A 19,343-nucleotide genomic window follows, 5' to 3' on the forward strand; every position below is an offset into this window, starting at 1 on the left:
TTTAAAAGTTAATTCCAACCTGGATTTTGCTGAATAGTATTATTTGAAAGTACTATTTGCGATTGCGGTAAAGCGAACCACCCTAGAGTTTCTGTTCTGAATGTTACAGCAAACTGAGAATCTCCGGTGTTATTATCAATAGCAGCTTTCATTGCAGGCATTCCTTGTCTGATTAAATCGAAATAACGCAATCCTTCTAATGCCAGCTCCAAACGGCGCTCTTCCATAATAGTTGCTTTCGTTGCCGTTACTCTATGAGTCGTGTTTTTAAAAGCACGGTCACGAACTCTGTCTAAATCCGCTTGCGCTAAACCTGCATTTCCATCTAGATTCAATTCCGCAGCCATTAACAAAACATCTGCAAAACGAATAATTGCATAATCTTGGTAGTTATCAATTTGGAAATTTCCACCATTAGCTTCCACAACAGCAGTTCCTGCCGCATTTGTAATCGGGCAATATTTTTTCCAAGAATATCCTGTGTATTGGCGTTGCTCTCTTGCTTGAGGATCAAAATTTAAATTTTCACCAGCATAATCAATAAAAGAAGCCGCTTTTCTAGTATCAGTAGCTTCATAAGCTTGAACAAGTTTAGGATTCACCGTTGCTCCTCCCCATCCTGTTGCATATCTTCCAATTGCTCCTCCACGCGGTGCAATGTTTACTTGGAAACGATTTCCTTCGTGAAGATCCCAATTTCCTTTTCCTGAACCATTAAAACGAACAGCCCAAACCATTTCTGTATTATCTTCTCCAACAAAGTTTTCTAAAGAAGCTGCCAACCAAAGATTTGCAAAATCAGGAACTAAATCGTGTCCACTGTTACTTACAACATCATTGATATAAGTTGTCGCCTGCGCTTTTGTGATTACTCCAGCTAAATCTGGTTTGCTGTAAGCTCCCGTGTAGAACAAGAATGTTCTAGCTAAATATGCTTCTGCAGCCCATTTTGTAATACGTCCGAAGTTTGCATTTCCTGCTTTTGAATAATTATCATTATTTAAGTTATCTGCAGCAAATTTCAAATCGTTAGCAATTAAAGCATACGTAACTTCTGGCGCTTGTCTCGGTAATTGAAATTCGCTTGTTGTTACCGTGTGATCCAACGGAATAATATCTCCAAACATTTTTGCAGCCTGAAAGTGAAAGTGCGCTCTTAAGAAACGAGCTTCAGCTTCGTAACGAGTTTTCAAAGCAGTATCAGTTCCCCAATTTACTTTGTCTAAGTTTTCTAATAAAATATTAGCTCTGTAAATTCCAAGATATGAGTTTGTCCAAGTTAAGGCATTCATATCTTTATCTGTATTATATTGAAAGCGGTCCCATTGCAAATCTACTGTTGGATCAGCAAGACCAAATCCGCCAAAACAGTTGTCAGATGCCTGCTCACTTACGATCAATTGCGTACCATAAGCTTCTCTTTGCAATACGTCATAAACGGCAACCAGACCTTCAAAAGCATCAGATGGTGTTTTGTAAAAATTCTCTGTTACTTTATCTGTATATGGTTCGTTTTCTAAAAAATCTTCCGAACAAGAACCTAAAACAAGTAAGCTTGAAAGGGCAAATAATTTTATATATGTTTTCATGATTTTCAAAATTTAAAAGTTAACATTTAGACCCATTAAATAGGTTCTTGGCTGAGGATAATATCCAACATCAATACCCTTAGCCCAAGACTGGTTTACGTTTCCGAAACCAATTTCTGGATCCATTCCTTTGTACTTCGTGAAAGTGTAAATGTTATTTCCTGCCACGTACAATCTGAATTTACTAAAGAATTTCAGTCTGTCTGTTAATTTTGTCAAATCGCATCCGATAGTAGCATTTTTGATTCTGAAGAAATCTGAATCTTGAATATACAAATCAGAGAATTTAGTGTAATTTCCATTATCATCTGTTCCGTAAGTTACTCTCGGAATTCTGTTAGAAGTTCCTTCGCTTGTCCATCTTCCTAATACATCTGTTGTATTGTTTGTATAGGCACGTGTGTAATCGTGAAATCCAAAAACGTTTTGTCCCCCAGCGATACCATACGTATTTATTGACAAGTCAAAAGCTTTATATGATAATTCTAAATTGACACCATAGTTAATATCTGGATTCGGATCTCCAACTTGAGTTTTATCGTTTGCATCGATTTTTCCGTCTCCGTTTAAGTCTACGAAACGTACATCTCCTGGCATTGCGTTTGGCTGAACACCTGCAGCAACTTCAGCAGCATTTTGGAAGATTCCAGCTGTTTTTAATCCGTAGAAATAACCCATTGGTTTTCCAACCTCAACACGGTTCATCTCATCTAAACCTTGAAATAATACGTTTGATTCTCCGTGAATAATTCCTTCGCTATTTGCAATTCTCAACACTTCATTTTGGTTACGAGAAAGGTTTGCATTGATTGCAAAATTCCAATCTTTTCCAAAACGTGTACGGTAAGATAAGCCAATTTCAAAACCTTTGTTGCTAACGTCTCCACCATTAATGTAAGGTGCAGTTGCTCCAGCATAAGTTGGGATAGATGCCAATACTAACCAATCTTTAGTTTTCTTGTCATAGTAATCAAAAGTCAATGTAAAGTTGTTAAACAATGTGGCATCAAAACCTAAATCTAATTGCTCTGAAGTTTCCCATTTTAAGTTACGGTTTGCCAATTGGTCTGGGCTTGAACCCACTAATAACGTTTCGTCACCAGTACCAAAGTGATATGTTTTGTCTGTTGAGTTTACTGTTGACAGATATGCAAATCTCCTACCAAATTGGTCATTACCATTTTGTCCCCAGCTTGCTCTTAATTTGAAAGTATTTAAAACTTTGTTTTCTTTAAAGAAAGCTTCTTTATCTAAATTCCATCCTGCAGAGAACGATGGGAAAATAGCATATTTATTATCTGGACCAAATTCTGATGAACCGTCACGACGAACTGTTGCAGAGAATAAGTACTTATTGTTGTAATCGTACAATAAACGTCCGAAGTAAGATTGAATAGAATAATCTTTACGATTTCCTTTTACCACATTTGATGTTGGATCTTTAGCATTATCTAAATAAGCATGCTCAAAATCATCAAAAATTAAGTTTCTTCCTTGCCCCTCCATATAATCTGAAGTATTTTGCTTAGCAGAAGTACCTACTAATACATCAAAATTATGAGCAGATGCAATATTGAATTTGTATTGAAGCGTGTTCTCAAAAATCCATCCTATAGATTTTGTTGAGCTTTGAGTTACGCTAGAAACCGTATTATTATCATTTGAAGAAAGAGAATAAACTGGTCTGAAAGAACGGTAGTTGCTATCTGTCATATCAACACCATAACTAGTTCTGAAAGTAAAGTTTTTAGCAAATTTCAATTCAGCAAAAATATTACCTACATAACGGTTTGTTTTAGTCTGATTGAAGTTGTTGTAATATAAAGATCCAACAGGATTGCTAATATCTTGCGAAATAATAGAACGTGCAAAATCTCCATTTTCGTCATACGGCTGATCAATTGGAGCAGCGTTTAAGAAACTTCTAATTGCATTGCTGTAGATACCATCATCTGCAACACCACTTGATTTGATGTTTGATAAAGTGAAGTTTTCACCAATTTTCAAATATCCTTTAATCACTTCAGAAGTAGAGTTTGCTGTAAAAGTAATACGGTCATATTGAGACTGATTTGTAGATCCGCCAATCATACCTTCTTGTCCATAGTAAGATAAACCAGTTGCAATAGTAGATTTTTCGTCGCCACCTGTAATCAAAAGAGAGTGGTTTTGTTTCATTGCACCTTCGTTAAACAAATCATTTTGCCAATCGTGGTTAGGAAATCCTGCGATTTGCTCTTTTGTATATAATGGAGCATATCCAGAATTTACACGAGCTTCGTTCATAATTGTAGTATACTCTTGTGTATTCATCAAATCCAGTTTTTTAGCAATTTGCTGAAAACCTGTATAGGTACTGAAAGACACATTCATTTTACCATCTTTACCTTTTTTAGTCGTAACCAAGATAACTCCATTTGCTGCTCTTGCTCCGTAGATAGAAGCCGCAGAAGCATCTTTCAAAATATCTACCCTTTCAATAACAGACGGATCAAGATATCCGATTCCGTTGTCTACCACTACACCATCAACCACATAAAGAGGATCGCTATTTCCTGCTGTACCCGCTCCACGAATATTTACCACCATATTCGCTCCCGGCTGACCAGAAGATGACGTTACAGAAACCCCAGAAGCCTGACCTTGTAAAGCATTTACAACATCAAGAGATGCCACTTGCTGAATGTCTTTTCCAGACACCAAAGAAGTCGCAGCTGTATTAACTTTCTTCTTTTGGGTACCGTAACCGATTACTACAATTTCTTTAAGTTCTGCAGTTTCTGGACTCAAAACCACATTTACCGTTTTTTGAGTTCCAACCGTAACATTCTGCGATTTGAAACCCACAAAAGTGATTACTAAAACATCTCCCGTTTTAGCCTCCACTTTATATTTTCCATCAAAATCGGTAACAGTACTCGATTTTGTCCCCTGTACTTGTACAGTTGCTCCTGGAACTCCAAATCCGTCTTCGGAAGAGGTAATTGTCCCACTTACAGTTTTAGATTCTTGAGCAAATCCAAACTGCATCATAAATACGCTAAGCAGCACCGCCATAAAATATGGAAGCTTTGTTGTTTTAATACAATTTTTGCTTTTCATAATAAGAATTGATTAAGTTTAAGTTATAGTTAGTGTTTTTTACCCTAGGAGAAATCCGGAAAAACTTCCCAAGCAGGTCATGCCAAAAAAGAGGGCCTGAATCTCTTTTCCAACATTTAGTACTTGCAGACTATAAGCAACTTCAAAATTGATTCTTTGGTCAGAATTTGATGATGGTAATCTCATCCAAAAGCGATTTAAATCAATTTCTAAAAAAAACATTTGTGGTAAGTTTAAGTTAAGTGTAATTTTGTTCTTTTTTTACTTATAGTCAATTTGAATTTATCTTATGGTAAATTTGACTACAAGTGTAAAACAAATTTTCTATATTAACAAAATATTAGGGTTATTTTTTTTCGATTCTGATTAATCCTAATTCATTTTTATTAATGCTGTAAAACCTTAGCAATAATTGAAATAAAAAATGTAAAAAAATCAGTGTTTTATAAAATTGACAATCAGTCATTTAAGAATTCATTTAAAAACAAGGCTTTTTTAGCACATTTTTAAATAGCTGATTATCAAAATTTTGTTTGGTTAAAAAAAATATAAGGCTTTCAAAAAGGTTAATAATGATTTTATTTATTTAATTTGTCAAAATTTATCTCACATATGGTTGAAAATGTAGAAGACAAAACTGCTCAAAAAAATGAAAACAGCGCGATGAATGCCATCACGATTGATTGTGTGATTTTTGGTTTTGACAAAGGCAGTCTTGAAGTACTTTTGGTGCAACATGCCGAAGGTATTAGCAAAGGAAAATGGGGACTTCCAGGTGGATGGATTTACAAAAAGGAAAGTACCGACAATGCCGCTCATCGTTTATTAAATGAGCTTACCGGTCTTGATAATATTTATCTAGAACAGCTGAAAGCATTTGGAGATCCAGATCGTTTTCCACTTCGACGCGTAATCACTATTGGCTATTATGCATTAGTAAAAAGAGAAGACTATAACATTAAAGCAGGTTTTACAGCTTCAGATGCGCAATGGTACAAAATCAATACTATTCCAAATCTGATTTACGATCACAATGAGATTTTAGATTACAGCTTAAAACATCTTAGAAATAGAGTTCGCCAAACGCCAATTGGTTTTAATTTGCTTCCAGAAAAATTTACACTACTGCAATTGATGCAGTTATATGAAGAAATTTTAGGAATCGAAATGGACAAACCTAACTTTAGAAGAAAAATTCTACATATGAAACTTTTGGCAGCATTAGACGAAAAACAACAGGATGTATCACACAGAGCAGCACAATTGTACAAGTTTGATCCAGAAATCTATAAAAAACTAACTGAAAAAGGATTCAATTTTGAATTTTAATTTTCAATACAACTTAATAACACGACAACAATAAATTGACTGAAATTACTACTAACCATCACAAACCAGCCGTTGACGGAATCACAATTGACTGTGTTTTCTTCGGATTTAACAAAGAGAGTCTTGAAGTGCTCTTGGTTCAGCATGCTCAAGGCGAAAGTAAGGGCAAATGGGGTTTACTTGGCGGATGGCTTCAGGCAGACGAAAGTGCCGATGATGCTGCACAACGTATCTTGCAAGAACTTACTGGACTGGAAGACATTTATTTGGAACAGCTGAAGGCATTTACAAATCCGCAGCGTGTTTTAGAAAGGCGTGTCGTGACCATTGGTTATTATACTCTAGTCAATCGTGAAGATTATAATATTAAAGCCAGTTTGCGAGTTATCGAAGCAAAATGGTATAAAATCAATGAAATTCCCGAACTTATTTTTGACCATAACGAAATTCTCGACTTCAGCTTACTGCAGTTAAGAAATCGCGTACGCCAAGCACCAATTGGTTTTAATCTTCTTCCAGAAAAATTTACTTTATTGCAATTAATGCATTTGTATGAAGAAATTTTAGGAATCGAATTGGACAAATCGAACTTCAGAAGAAAAGTATTGCACATGAAACTGCTTACCGCATTGGATGAAAAGCAAAAAGATGTTTCGCACAGAGCGGCCAAACTTTACAAATTTGACCCTGAAATGTACAAGAAATTAACAGAAAAAGGATTCAATTTTGAATTTTAATGCCATTTTTAATTCTTTACGCTCAACTATCCTACAACTAGATTCCAGAATCCAAAACTTTGCGCTATCTTTGCGCCTTAATAACATGCTTTAAAGCAATTGCTTTAGTCTGTTTTAAACCCAAAAAATACTTAAACTCGTTTAGAGAACTGATATATACAAATGAAGAAGATACGTAATTTTTGCATTATTGCACACATTGACCACGGTAAAAGTACATTAGCAGACCGATTACTAAGTGCTACACAAACCGTTACAGCCCGTGAAGAAAAAGCACAATTGCTTGACAACATGGACCTAGAGCGCGAGCGTGGAATTACCATTAAGAGTCATGCCATCCAAATGGAATACAAGTACAAAGGCGAAGAATATATCTTAAACTTAATTGATACTCCTGGACACGTTGACTTTTCATACGAAGTTTCAAGATCTATCGCTGCCTGCGAAGGCGCACTTTTGATCGTTGATGCGGCACAAAGTATTCAAGCACAAACGATTTCAAACTTATATTTAGCTCTTGAAAACGACTTGGAAATTATTCCGGTTTTAAACAAAGTCGATTTGCCAAGTGCTAATCCAGAAGAAGTTAGTGATGATATTATCGATTTGCTTGGTTGTAAATTAGAAGATATTATTCACGCATCTGGAAAAACTGGTTTTGGTGTTGAGAACATTCTTGCTGCCATTATTGAAAAAATTCCAGCTCCAAAAGGAAATCCAGAAGAGCCATTACAAGCTTTAATTTTTGATTCGGTTTACAATCCATTCCGTGGAATTGAGGTAATCTTCAGAGTTGTAAATGGTGAAATCAAAAAAGGCCAGAAAATTAAATTCATGGCTACAGACAACGAATATTTTGCAGACGAAATTGGAACTTTAAAATTAAATCAAGTTCCTAAAAATGTAGTTTCTGCTGGAGACGTTGGTTATTTGATTTCTGGAATTAAAGAAGCTCGTGAAGTAAAAGTTGGTGATACAATTACAGATGCAAAAGTGCCTACAACAAATATGGTTGCTGGTTTTGAGGATGTAAAGCCAATGGTATTTGCGGGTATATATCCTGTTGACACAGAAGATTACGAAGACTTACGTTCGTCAATGGAAAAATTACAATTGAATGACGCTTCATTAGTATTTACTCCTGAAAGTTCTGCGGCATTAGGATTTGGTTTCCGTTGCGGATTCTTAGGAATGCTTCACATGGAGATCATCCAAGAACGTTTAGAGCGTGAGTTCGATATGACTGTAATTACAACAGTTCCTAACGTTTCGTACTTAGCTTACACTAAGAAACATCCAGAAACAGCGATCGTTGTAAACAATCCATCTGATTTACCAGAGCCTTCAAAACTTGATAGAGTTGAAGAGCCATTTATTAAAGCTACCATCATTACAAAAGCCGATTTCGTTGGAAACGTAATGAGTTTATGCATCGAAAAACGCGGTTTAATTACAAATCAAACCTACTTAACAACTGAAAGAGTTGAGTTGAATTTTGATATGCCATTGGCAGAGATTGTATTCGATTTCTACGATCGTTTAAAAACAGTTTCTAAAGGTTATGCTTCTTTCGATTATTCTCCTATCGGAATGAGAACTTCGAAATTGGTGAAATTGGACGTTCTATTGAATGCTCAAACTGTTGATGCGCTTTCTGCATTGATTCACGAAGACAACGCATACAACATTGGTAAAAAAATGACCGAAAAATTGCGTGAACTTATCCCAAGACAGCAATTTGATATTCCGATTCAGGCTGCAATTGGAGCTAAAATTATCGCTCGTGAAACGATTAAAGCACTTCGTAAAGACGTTACCGCAAAATGTTATGGTGGAGATATTTCGCGTAAGCGTAAATTGCTTGAAAAACAGAAAAAAGGTAAAAAACGTATGCGTCAAGTAGGAAACGTTGAGATTCCGCAAGAAGCATTTATGGCTGTTTTGAAATTGAACGACTAGTCTTTTTTAGAAAAAAGAAGAAAGAAGCAAGAATATATACTAAACCCGATAACTTATGTTGTCGGGTTTTTTGTTCTGTTTAAACTTCATAAATAAATTTACAGAATGCTACACAATAGGTCAAATTTTATTGAGCTAAAACAACTTTTTTTATTCAATAAAAACTAATAGATTTACTACAAAATTAAACACCAAAAACACATTACTCGATTCATAAATTGCTCAAGACTCCGCCTATGAAACAAACTTTACTCAAAAACAAATTAAAATTAGTTTTAGGAATTCTGTTCTTAATGCCTTTATTTTCACACGCAAATTATAAGAGCTCCTTCTATTTTCAAACCATAGATAATGAAGCACCAACAGCACCAACTAATGCAAAAGCGTATCAAACATTTGCGACAACTTGTTCTATAAATTGGACATCATCAACGGATAACGTTCGCGTTGCTTCATACGAAATATATAATGGAACTGTTCTTATAGGCACAACAGACCAATCTGAACCATACTTTAAAATAACAGGACTAACAGAATTGACCACCTACACCTTTAGTGTAAAAGCAAAAGATGATGCTGGAAATACTTCTGTATCGAGCAATTTAATTATTGTTACGACTCCAGATGGAACTAAACCTACAGCACCAACAAATCTAGCAGCATCAGATATAACCGCAACTTCTGTTAATTTATCATGGATGGGATCAACAGATAATGTAGGCGTTACTGGCTATTCCATCTATAATAATACTTTTACATTATGGGCAAAAGTAGATGCATCCACGAGAACTTACATCGCTACAGGATTAAAACAATCTACTACCTACAATTTTTCAATTCAGGCTACTGATGCTGCGTTTAACAGTTCTTTGCAAAGTAATGTTGTAGTAGTCAAGGCCCTTGATATTATTGCCCCAACTACTCCAACTAACCTTTCTTCTTCTGATATTACAACGACATCAATAAATTTATCTTGGACGGCTTCATCAGATAGTGAAGGGGTTACGGATTATGAAATTTATCAAGGAGGAAACTTACTAATCGGGACTACATCAAAAACAAACTATACAATAACAGGGTTAAAAGCGAATAATTTTTATTCATTCTCTGTGATAGCTAGAGATGCTGCCGGAAATGTTTCGCCCGCAACAGTTCCATTAGTTTGCGAAACTCTTGATGCAATTCCGCCAACCCCGCCTACAAATTTGGCTGCATCTGAAATAAGCGATACGTCAGTAAATCTATCTTGGACTGCTTCAACAGATAATAAGAAAGTTACTGAATATGTAATTTACAATGGAACTGATTTAATCGCAACCTCGACAACAAATAGTTTTAAAATTAGCAGATTAACACCCGAAACTACATATAATTTAACGGTAAGGGCTATGGATGCGCTCGAAAACACTTCTGAAGAAAGCAATACAGTTGTGATAAAGACACTCCCTAAAATTCCAACTTATTGCGTTGCGATTGGGCTTAGCCAAATGTTTGATGAATTTATAACTAGGGTAAAAATAGGATCAATTGATAATGTTTCTGGCGTGTCAAGTAGCAGTTATAGCGACTACACCAACCTTTCAACCGATTTAAAAAAAGGAGAACCCAATCTAATAACCATTAAGCCTCGCGAATGGATTAAAGGCAGAACGCAATTTGGAGAACAATATGCGGTTTGGATTGATTATAACGGTGATAAAGACTTTTATGATGCAGGTGAAATGGTTTGGTATCAAAGTACCACTACAGAATCACCTGTATTAGGGACTTTTGTGATACCTGAAACTGCTATTACGGGAGCTACAAGAATGAGAGTTGGAATTCGATATGCCGCAAATCCATCTCCATGTGGTGATTACACAGGAACTTATAATTATGGAGAGATTGAAGACTACACAATAAATATTGTAAATAATACGATAAGTCAAAATCGTCCAGATGCTCCGACCAATCTTGTCTCTTCAGGGACAACTCCATCAACAACCAATTTAACATGGACGGCACCATCCAATACTACAAACATTACGAGTTACGAAATTTACCAAGGATCAGTACTGATAGGATCTTCACAAACAAATAATTTCACCGTTACAGGATTAGCACAAGCAACTTCTTATTTATTTACTGTAAAATCTAAAAATGCAAATGATGAACTTTCAGTTTCAAGCACTCCGGTCATTGTAAAAACTTTAACTGATACACCTCCTACAGCACCAACTGCTCTTACAGCATCTGATGTTACTCCTACAAAAGCTACTTTAACATGGAACCCTTCAATAAACAGTTCAGGTTCTATTACTTATAAAATAACTTCAAATAATGCATTTGTTGCTTACACAAATCTTTCGACTTATACAGTAACGAATCTGCAAAACAATACAAATTATTCGTTTCAAGTAGAAGCCGCAGACAGTGAAGGACAAAGCTCGATAAAAAGTGATCCCGTATTGGTAACTACGTTAATTGATAAAATACCACCAACTGCACCAACAAATCTAAGAACCAGTAATACTACAACCACCACTACCACATTTTCTTGGGATAAAGCAACAGACGATCAATACATTAAGTCGTATTCCATATATAATGACACTTTTCTTGTCGCTCAACTTGGTCCGAATACAACAAGTTATGATTTTAAAGATTTAAAAGAGGGAACGACATATACTTTTACTGTAAAAGCATACGATTCTGGCTCAAATGAAACAAGCGGTAGCCTTTCTGTTACTACAGTTGCTACACCAAAATACTGTATACCGGGTAGTACCGCACAAAGCAATGATGATATCACTAATGTGACAATGGGTAAAATTAATAATTCAGCTTCATCAGGAGTATATAGTGATTTTAAAAGCACTGGAGGATTCGTAGTGCCTGGACAAGAAAATACAATAAGTATATCTGTTTCTAAGTACTATTCCGCTAAAAAACCAAGCGGATTAGCATTTTGGATTGATCTAAATGGGGATGCAGATTTTGATGACGAAGGAGAATTAATTTTCAGTACTATTATTACAGCTGATAGATTTACAGCAATCCAAAAATTTACGATTCCAGTTACTGTAAGTCCTAAAAGAACAAAGATGAGAATTATTTTAAAGGAAAATGGAATTCCAACTCCTTGTGAAAAATTTTATAATGGAGCAATTCAAGATTATATATTGGATATTAAGCAACCTATAATAGAATTTGAAGCCCCAAGCATTCCAGTAGATTTAAACGTATCAAATATCACGAAAAATTCAGCTGTCTTATCATGGAAAGAATCAACGGATAATATCGCTGTTACAGGTTATGATATTTATCAAGGAAACGCCTTAATCGGTTCTACAAACTTAACTACTTACACCGTAAATGGGCTAAATGCAGAAACTGTATACTCCTTTACTTTAAAAGCTAAAGATTATGCTAATAACACTTCGGCGTTAAGCGATCCAATTTCATTCACGACATCTAGTCTCTCAATAGATGAGCATGATTCAAAAATGGAGCAATATATTTTATTTCCAAATCCAGCAATTCAAAAACTATTTATACAGCGACCAAATAATAATGGTATGACCCTTTACAAAATAAGTAATCTAAATGGACAAAATGTGCTTTACGGACATTTGAATGAAAATGGAATTGAAGTAAATCACCTCAGCTCAGGAGTATATATTATAGAATTAAAAGATGATGAAAAGACAATAGTAAAAAAGTTTATAAAGAAATAAAAATAAATTAAACCCGATGACTTATGTTATCGGGTTTTTTGTTTGCTTTTTCTTAACTAAATTACAAAGGCATTCCCTACAAAAACATCCAATTATTAACTCTAAAAATCGTTTGTTAACTCATTCAAGCAAACATAAAGTCTTTTTATAGTAGAAAATGTATTTTTAATCTTACAACTTTAACAATATAAGATTATGAAAACCAAATTATCAGTTATTTTAGCACTTTTTGCTTTTTGCTTTGCGAATGCACAACAAGACCAAGTTGATTCTGAAATGAATTCTGCAAAAGGCGTGACTTTCGAAAAAGGCGATATGTTTCTTGAAGGTTCTATCAAAATTAGTACAGGCGGCGAAAATGATTATTATGGTTTTAGCCCAAAATTTGGCTATTTGCTAAACGATAAATTTGCAGTTGGGGCAAAACTAGATTATTCTAGCAACAAAGAAGAAGCAACTGGTATTAAAACCAATGTATTTGGAATTGGCGCATTTGCTCGTTACTATTTTTTGGAATTGGATAAAAAACGTTTTAAAGCTTACGCTGAAGCAGGCTTAGGTTTCGGAAGAAACAAAACCGAAACACCCCTACTAGGAAGCGATACCGACAATAGTTTAACTGCCGATATCAATGTGGGCTTAAATTATTTTATTACTAAAAATGTTGCTGTTACGTTTGTATTAGCAAATGTTTTGGCCTACAACAGCGTTTCACCAGAAAATGGTCCATCATCAGATACTTTTCAGTTAAACATTAACTTGTTTGAAAATATCTTTGACCAACCTCAATTCGGATTATTATATAGATTTTAATTTTTTTTTTTGCGATTTAATAATCAAAAGCTGTTTCAATTTGGAACAGCTTTTTTATTTAAGACATGAGCGTTCCGCATATTCCTAGTCCGATAATCAGATATAAAGCTCCGATAATAAAACAAACTTTTGCCCCATTTGGACTGCTTTTCTTAATTGCGAAACCAATGATTGTCATCAAAATTGGCGGTCCCACCATAATTGCTATAAAAATCGCAATCAAACCACCCAAATTACCTACTTCTAGCGCTGTCATATGCTTTTATACATTAGTTCTTAATTCTTCTAGTTTTTTTACTTTATCGTCTCTATAAAATAAATTCATGGTTTCAAACGGAATTATTTTATTGTCCTTATTAACAATATGGACGCATGATTTTTTGATTGCTCTCACATCAAAATTATAAGCATCTATAAATTGCATGATAATAATTCTAAACAAGTTATCATAACCTAATTCTGGCGCATCAATATTAGGAAGACAACATAAGATCGATTTCAAGTTTTCCTGCGCTACTTCTACAGAGTTTCCTGTACTAAACAAATCGATCATTTTACCGCGAAGTACTTCATCCTGCTCATAAATAATCGTGTTTTTACTATTATCCAGCAAATCGTTTGGATTAATGTATCGCGTTAGCGGAAAAACTTCGTCTCCTAGTTTCAACGCATACCCCATTACCAAAGCATCTGGATTGCAAGGAACAGGAAGTAAATCATCTGAATTAAAAACATTGGTTTGCTCCAGAATTTTTCTTCTCACTTCTGTTAGTGTCATTCGATCGGTTTCTAAGTTGAAATTTTCCAATCGCCCCGCGATTTGAGTTGGCTGAAATGTGACTCCACGAACGCATTTTTGCTTTAGTGCAAACTCAATAATTTTACCTATTTCATGATCGTTTAATCCTTTTTGAAGTGTTACTACCAAAGTGGTGGACAAATTAACTTCGTTGAGATTTTCTAAAGCTTGTTTTCGTATTTCGCTTAAATCGGCGCCACGCAATTCTTGTAATACACTATCTTCAAAAGAATCAAACTGAAGATAGATTTCAAAATCTGGAGAATAGCTTTTTAGCCTCTGAACAAATTCTTTGTCTTTTGCTATTTTAATTCCATTTGTATTTAGCATTAAATGCTTTATCGGAGTTGATTTTGCATAATCTAAAATTTCAAAAAACTCAGGATGTATGGTTGGCTCTCCTCCACTAATTTGTACTACGTCTGGCTCTTTTTCATTTTTTACAACCGTATCTAGCATTGCTTTTACTTCTTCGAGAGTTCTGTGTCTACCATAACTAGGCGATGAGCCTGCATAACAAGTTGGACATGTTAGATTACAACGATCTGTAACCTCTACAACAGTAAGACAAGAATGCTGTTCGTGATCTGGGCATAAACCACAATCGTAAGGACAGCCATAATGCGTTTTTGTATTAAAAGTATATGGCATTTCAGATGGTTTATTATAGTTTCGGATATTCTTATAATACTGAATATCGTCGGCAATTAAAACCTTAGAACTTCCGTGCTCCGGACATCTTTTAAGCATGTAGACATTATCATCTTCAAAAACAATTTTAGCATCAATTCTCTTTAAGCATTCTGGACAAAGGCTTAATGTAAAGTCATAATAAGTATATTTTCTAACTGGCATTTTTTACAAATAAATTTAAAATTGTTTTGTTATAATAGAGCAGACAAATTAAACATAAGATCTGAATGGAGCTTATTCCAAAAATCAGGAAATAATTAGGTTTCAGAAATTCTATGAAAAAGCGAAACGTAAAATAGGCAATCATAAAATACTGAAAGACCAATCCATTTTTGATATTTCTTGTTTTTAATTTCTTCAAAATAAAAAATAGAACAATCAGAAAGATTAATTCATATAAAGCAATCGGGTGCCTTTTAATACTATCGCCAAGATTCATTCCTAGAAAAAAAGTTGTCTCTTTTCCGTACGTAAACTCTTTTGTTCCAGATAAAAAACAGCCGATCCTTCCGATAAAAATTCCTAATATAATCGGAAAAGTAAATAAGTCGCCCGACGATTCTTTTTCTCCAATAATCTTTTTAGCCATCTCAACACCTAGCAATCCGCCAAACAATCCTCCCATAATGGTTTTGGCATTGAAAAGTTCTAAAATGGATTTGGCATCAGAATGGAAAACAGGATTTTCTAAAAAGCCTATAATTCTAGAACCTAAAAATGCTCCAATTGCGGCACCTAATATAATTGACAATCTGTTTGTGGAAACAATAGTATCATTCGTTCTTTCTCTCAAAAAAACATAATATCGATATCCTAAAAAAAATGCCAGATATTCTAAAACCAAATGGATATTAATTTCATACCCAAAAATAACTGGCTCAAAAGGGAACTTCATTCTTTATATCAAGATTTAATACTACAATTCTGTAAAGATGCAAAAAAAAATGTTTTCAAACTCATGCTGATAAAATACTATCTTTGAAAAAATCTTTAAAAATGCTCGACGAAACCCCAAAACGATTTGACCGAATTGTCGCAATTCTTATTCAATTACAATCTAAAAAGATTGTCAAAGCGCAAGAGTTAGCCGATCGTTTTGAGTGCAGTTTGAGAACTATTTACAGAGACATTCGAACTTTGGAGGCTTCGGGAGTTCCTATTTATAGTGAAGCTGGGGTAGGTTATGCTTTAATGGATGGGTATCGACTTCCGCCCGTTATGTTTACGCGCGAAGAAGTAAGCAGTTTTATTGCAGCCGAAAAACTGATGCAGAAATTTACCGATCCTTCTTTGGGAACGCACTATGCATCGGCGATGTATAAACTGAAATCAGTTTTAAGAAGCAACGACAAAGATTATCTTTCGAACATCGAATCGAGAATCGTAATGCAAGATGCCGAACCGATGTTTAATGATAGTTCACCCAATACTTTGGCTGTTCTTTTTGAAGGAATTGCAGAAAAAAAGCAAATTCTTTTAACCTATAAAACTTTTGAAAAAGAAGAAACTACACAACGAAATTTAGAACCTGTTGGCGTTTTTCACGATAATAACAATTGGTATTTTCTAGGCTATTGCCATTTACGGAAAGATTACCGCCAGTTTAGAACCGATAGGATCCAAGAGATAAAAAAAACAGATCTTGATTTTACAATCGAACATGATTCCTTAGAAACGTATTTAACCAAAACCGAAACCATTCCAACCACAAAAGTTCGAATTTTGGTTCAGAAAAAAATCGCACGATATTTAGCCACCGAAAGGAAATACCACGGTTTTATTTCGCAAAAAGAAATTGGAGACGAAATCGAAATGACCTTTATGTCTCATAGTTTACAAGATGGTTTCCCGAGATGGTTTTTAATGTTCGGAGATTATGCCAAAATTCTGGAACCAGAATCTTTAAAAACTAGAGTTTTAGAGTTATTAGAAATCAATAGACAGCGACTTTTATAAAAAAACTCCCAAAGAGACTTTATTTCATCTTTGAGAGTTTTTTTGTTATTGATTTGCCTTCACTACATTATAAAAATTATAATCGGTGTTGGACGCATCTGTAATTCCGACGTTTCGTCCCATGGTTACAATTTGTCCTCGATGATACGTGCCATGATTGATAACCTGAATTAAATATTCAGCAATAGGCAGCTCGCACTCAAACCACGGATTTACGATTTGAACTTCTTTCATTAAGTCTTCTTCAGATAATGAATTAATAAGATGTTTCAATTTTGTAGACGAATTTAATAATCCGGCAAATACCTCCTCTTTTGACAAATCGCTCTCTTCTTTCTTTACTGATAATGAAGTTTCGGAAATGACAGAAAACCAATATTCTTCAGTAGACCAAATATGATCGAGAGTTTTCATAATGGTAGAAAAACTTGAAGGCATTTCTGCATAAAGCAATTCTTCCGTTTTCGGCGAAAGCCAATTCACAAATTGTTGATTTACCCATAAATTATAATCAGCATAATTGGACATTATTCTTTTTAAACTCATACTCTAACATTTTAATTTTTACTGAATGAAGGTCAAAAATGCTTATTCTCTCTCCCAGAAAAATGGTGGCTCGATATTTAAAGCTCTTAAATAAACATAACCTTGTCCACGATGATGAACTTCATTATCAACAAAGTACAAAATATTATGGATAATCGGAAATTCATATTGACCAAATAAATTGAAAGTCTCGCTAAAATCTTCTATAGACAGTTGCTCCCAATATTTGTTGATTTCTTCTGTAGCCTCATCCCATTTTTCAAGATATTGTGCTTTAAAAATCAATTTTTCTTCAGCTTCTTTATAAGGCTGAGCATCTCTATTTACAATTCCTTTCAAAGCAGGAACAGCTATTGCTAAAAGTTCGTCAACTAGTTTTGCAAAAGGTCGCATACCTGCAATAGAAAATTCGAAGAAATCTTTTTCAGGAAAAGCTTCAATTACACGACGTGTTAAAGCTCTATGACCTTGCCAATGTTTCAATAAATCTTCTGGTGTAATAACTTGTGCAGCTAATGTTTTCATGGTTTTTAAGTTTAAATATTTTTAATACTTCAAAAGTAGAATGGGCCGGTGACAACAGTTTGTCAGCAGCAAAAAATAAATTTTAAAATTTTTCTAATTGCCAACAAACCTAGAGGTGCACAGCTGTGTGTGTACAAACAGAATGAGATAAACAATGAGGAATTACAGGACGCAGACGCACTGCAGTGCGTCTCTACAGAATAAACATGGAAAAAAACTTTGCAACTTGTTTCTTTGTTACTTAAAAGAAAAAACTTAGAACCTTAGCATCTTTAAAAAAAACTTTGCAACTCTGTTTCTCTGTTTCTTTGTTACTTAAAAAAAAACTTAGAACCTTAGCATCTCAGAATCTTAGCATCTTTAAAAAAACCTTTTGTACCTTTGCACCTTAATAACTTTGGAACTTAAGAGAAATGATTGAAGATAAAAATCAGCAGAGAACTAGTATCGCTCAATTAGGCGAATTCGGTTTAATTGACCATTTAACTAAAAACTTTGATGTTACGCAAGAGTCTACTTTAAAAAGTATTGGCGATGATGCTGCCGTTCTTGATTTTAAAGAAAAGAAAGTCGTCGTTTCAACCGATTTATTAATTGAAGGAGTTCATTTTGATTTGGCTTACATGCCTTTGAAGCATTTAGGCTATAAAGCAGTTGTGGTAAATGTTTCTGACATTTGTGCCATGAATGCAAAACCGACTCAAATTACGGTTTCTGTTGCGGTTTCCAACCGTTTTCCTCTTGAAGCTTTAGAAGAATTATTCGCAGGAATTACGCATGCAGCAAAAGAATATAAAGTTGATGTTATTGGTGGAGACACAACCTCATCTCAAAAAGGATTAATTATCAGTATTACCGCAATTGGAGAAGCTGACGAAAATGAATTGGTTTACAGAAACGGAGCCAAACAAACCGACTTGCTTGTTGTAACTGGAGATCTTGGTGCTGCTTATATGGGATTGCAGGTTTTGGAACGCGAAAAACAAGTTTTCCAGGTTAACCCAAACAATCAACCTGATTTAGATCCTTATACTTATTTGGTCGAACGCCAATTGAAACCGGAAGCACGAAAAGATGTTCGTACTTTGCTTCATGCTCTAGAAATAAAACCAAACGCCATGATTGATATTTCAGACGGATTATCTTCTGAGATTATCCATATCTGCAAACAATCTAAAGTGGGTTGTAATTTATATGAAGATAAATTGCCGTTAGATCCGCAGTTTATTTCTACTTGCGAAGAATTTAATATCGACAGTACAACGGTTGCCATAAATGGCGGAGAAGATTATGAACTTCTATTTACAATTGATATTAATGATTTCGACAAAATAAAAGGAAATCCAAATTTCTCTGTTATCGGACATATGACGCAAGAAAGTGAAGGAATTCATCTTGTGACCCGCGCCAACACAAAAATTGCCTTAAAAGCGCGCGGATGGGATGCTTTGAGTGAGTAATTTTAGTATTTAGTCACGGTCTCAGTATTCAGTAACAATAAAAAACACCTAATAGGTTTAAAATCCATTAGGTGTTTTTTATATTATTATATTTTGTTTTAAAAATCTAAAATCTGAAC

14 protein-coding genes are annotated in these 19,343 nt (G+C 34.6%); 7 read left to right on the top strand and 7 right to left on the bottom strand.

Annotated elements, in window-relative coordinates:
* Positions 1–8: 8 nt before the first annotated feature.
* Both ABTV69_RS03775 and ABTV69_RS03780 read right to left on the bottom strand, forming a co-directional pair.
* Positions 9–1,589 carry a RagB/SusD family nutrient uptake outer membrane protein gene (locus ABTV69_RS03775; protein WP_433834347.1) on the bottom strand — a complete coding sequence of 527 codons (1,581 nt, stop codon included), beginning with the start codon at positions 1,587–1,589 and terminating at the stop codon, positions 9–11.
* Positions 1,590–1,601: 12 nt separating this feature from the next.
* Positions 1,602–4,691, bottom strand: coding sequence for a SusC/RagA family TonB-linked outer membrane protein (locus tag ABTV69_RS03780; protein WP_433834348.1), 3,090 nt, complete (start codon positions 4,689–4,691; stop codon positions 1,602–1,604).
* 612 nt (positions 4,692–5,303) lie between these two features.
* On the opposite strand from ABTV69_RS03780, the gene ABTV69_RS03785 reads away from it, so the two are divergent.
* The 5 genes from ABTV69_RS03785 (at position 5,304) to ABTV69_RS03805 (ending at position 13,245) form a co-directional block, all read left to right on the top strand.
* Positions 5,304–6,020 carry an NUDIX hydrolase gene (locus ABTV69_RS03785; RefSeq protein WP_433834349.1) on the top strand — a complete coding sequence of 239 codons (717 nt, stop codon included), beginning with the start codon at positions 5,304–5,306 and terminating at the stop codon, positions 6,018–6,020.
* A 35-nt stretch (positions 6,021–6,055) separates the two neighbouring features.
* The gene (locus ABTV69_RS03790; protein ID WP_433834350.1) at positions 6,056–6,757 is read left to right on the top strand and encodes an NUDIX hydrolase; all 702 of its coding nucleotides are present in this window, start codon (positions 6,056–6,058) and stop codon (positions 6,755–6,757) included.
* 162 nt (positions 6,758–6,919) lie between these two features.
* A complete protein-coding gene (gene lepA / locus ABTV69_RS03795) occupies positions 6,920–8,716 on the top strand; it encodes a translation elongation factor 4 (RefSeq protein WP_343538121.1) in 1,797 nt (598 codons plus the stop codon).
* A gap of 236 nt (positions 8,717–8,952) precedes the next feature.
* Positions 8,953–12,432 (top strand): fibronectin type III domain-containing protein, encoded by a 3,480-nt coding sequence (locus ABTV69_RS03800; RefSeq protein WP_433834351.1) that lies wholly within the window; start codon positions 8,953–8,955, stop codon positions 12,430–12,432.
* Positions 12,433–12,627: 195 nt separating this feature from the next.
* Entirely contained in the window at positions 12,628–13,245 is a 618-nt protein-coding gene (locus ABTV69_RS03805; protein ID WP_433834352.1) for an outer membrane beta-barrel protein, read from the top strand.
* A 58-nt stretch (positions 13,246–13,303) separates the two neighbouring features.
* Here the strand turns inward: ABTV69_RS03805 and ABTV69_RS03810 are convergent, their stop codons facing one another.
* Genes ABTV69_RS03810 through ABTV69_RS03820 form a run of 3 tightly spaced genes read right to left on the bottom strand, consistent with a single transcriptional unit; the run spans position 13,304 to position 15,632 of the window.
* On the bottom strand, positions 13,304–13,501 hold the full coding sequence (locus ABTV69_RS03810; RefSeq protein WP_433834353.1) for a hypothetical protein: 198 nt from the start codon (positions 13,499–13,501) through the stop codon (positions 13,304–13,306).
* Positions 13,502–13,507: 6 nt separating this feature from the next.
* Positions 13,508–14,899 carry a radical SAM protein gene (locus tag ABTV69_RS03815; protein WP_433834354.1) on the bottom strand — a complete coding sequence of 464 codons (1,392 nt, stop codon included), beginning with the start codon at positions 14,897–14,899 and terminating at the stop codon, positions 13,508–13,510.
* Positions 14,889–15,632: a prolipoprotein diacylglyceryl transferase gene (locus tag ABTV69_RS03820; protein WP_433834355.1), complete on the bottom strand. Its 744-nt coding sequence runs from the start codon at positions 15,630–15,632 to the stop codon at positions 14,889–14,891. Before ABTV69_RS03820 ends, ABTV69_RS03815 begins: the two co-directional genes overlap by 11 nt.
* 101 nt (positions 15,633–15,733) lie before the next feature.
* Between ABTV69_RS03820 and ABTV69_RS03825 the strand changes: the two genes are divergently transcribed.
* Entirely contained in the window at positions 15,734–16,693 is a 960-nt protein-coding gene (locus ABTV69_RS03825) for a helix-turn-helix transcriptional regulator (RefSeq protein WP_433834356.1), read from the top strand.
* A 45-nt stretch (positions 16,694–16,738) separates the two neighbouring features.
* Here ABTV69_RS03825 and ABTV69_RS03830 read toward each other — a convergent pair whose 3' ends face one another.
* Together ABTV69_RS03830 and ABTV69_RS03835 are read right to left on the bottom strand one after the other, a co-directional pair.
* Complete coding sequence (locus ABTV69_RS03830) at positions 16,739–17,239, bottom strand: DinB family protein (protein WP_433834357.1); 501 nt, start codon at positions 17,237–17,239, stop codon at positions 16,739–16,741.
* 42 nt (positions 17,240–17,281) lie between these two features.
* On the bottom strand, positions 17,282–17,764 hold the full coding sequence (locus ABTV69_RS03835) for a DinB family protein (RefSeq protein ID WP_433834358.1): 483 nt from the start codon (positions 17,762–17,764) through the stop codon (positions 17,282–17,284).
* 413 nt (positions 17,765–18,177) lie between these two features.
* Here ABTV69_RS03835 and thiL point away from each other — a divergent pair, with 413 nt between their 5' ends.
* Positions 18,178–19,224, top strand: a complete 1,047-nt coding sequence (gene thiL, locus ABTV69_RS03840) for a thiamine-phosphate kinase (RefSeq protein ID WP_433834359.1) — start codon at positions 18,178–18,180, stop codon at positions 19,222–19,224.
* Positions 19,225–19,343: the final 119 nt, after the last annotated feature.

It is taken from the genome of Flavobacterium anhuiense (assembly GCF_050990855.1).
Classification (GTDB): domain Bacteria; phylum Bacteroidota; class Bacteroidia; order Flavobacteriales; family Flavobacteriaceae; genus Flavobacterium; species Flavobacterium anhuiense_C.

What these genes read in the sequence shown, in the direction of transcription:
- ABTV69_RS03800 (WP_433834351.1), top strand. Translation starts at nt 8,953, where the DNA reads ATGAAACAAACTTTACTCAAAAACAAATTAAAATTAGTTTTAGGAATT.
- ABTV69_RS03775 (WP_433834347.1), bottom strand. Translation starts at nt 1,589, where the DNA reads ATGAAAACATATATAAAATTATTTGCCCTTTCAAGCTTACTTGTTTTA.
- ABTV69_RS03805 (WP_433834352.1), top strand. Translation starts at nt 12,628, where the DNA reads ATGAAAACCAAATTATCAGTTATTTTAGCACTTTTTGCTTTTTGCTTT.
- ABTV69_RS03780 (WP_433834348.1), bottom strand. Translation starts at nt 4,691, where the DNA reads ATGAAAAGCAAAAATTGTATTAAAACAACAAAGCTTCCATATTTTATG.
- ABTV69_RS03820 (WP_433834355.1), bottom strand. Translation starts at nt 15,632, where the DNA reads ATGAAGTTCCCTTTTGAGCCAGTTATTTTTGGGTATGAAATTAATATC.
- ABTV69_RS03815 (WP_433834354.1), bottom strand. Translation starts at nt 14,899, where the DNA reads ATGCCAGTTAGAAAATATACTTATTATGACTTTACATTAAGCCTTTGT.
- thiL (WP_433834359.1), top strand. Translation starts at nt 18,178, where the DNA reads ATGATTGAAGATAAAAATCAGCAGAGAACTAGTATCGCTCAATTAGGC.
- ABTV69_RS03830 (WP_433834357.1), bottom strand. Translation starts at nt 17,239, where the DNA reads ATGAGTTTAAAAAGAATAATGTCCAATTATGCTGATTATAATTTATGG.
- lepA (WP_343538121.1), top strand. Translation starts at nt 6,920, where the DNA reads ATGAAGAAGATACGTAATTTTTGCATTATTGCACACATTGACCACGGT.
- ABTV69_RS03810 (WP_433834353.1), bottom strand. Translation starts at nt 13,501, where the DNA reads ATGACAGCGCTAGAAGTAGGTAATTTGGGTGGTTTGATTGCGATTTTT.
- ABTV69_RS03825 (WP_433834356.1), top strand. Translation starts at nt 15,734, where the DNA reads ATGCTCGACGAAACCCCAAAACGATTTGACCGAATTGTCGCAATTCTT.
- ABTV69_RS03785 (WP_433834349.1), top strand. Translation starts at nt 5,304, where the DNA reads ATGGTTGAAAATGTAGAAGACAAAACTGCTCAAAAAAATGAAAACAGC.
- ABTV69_RS03835 (WP_433834358.1), bottom strand. Translation starts at nt 17,764, where the DNA reads ATGAAAACATTAGCTGCACAAGTTATTACACCAGAAGATTTATTGAAA.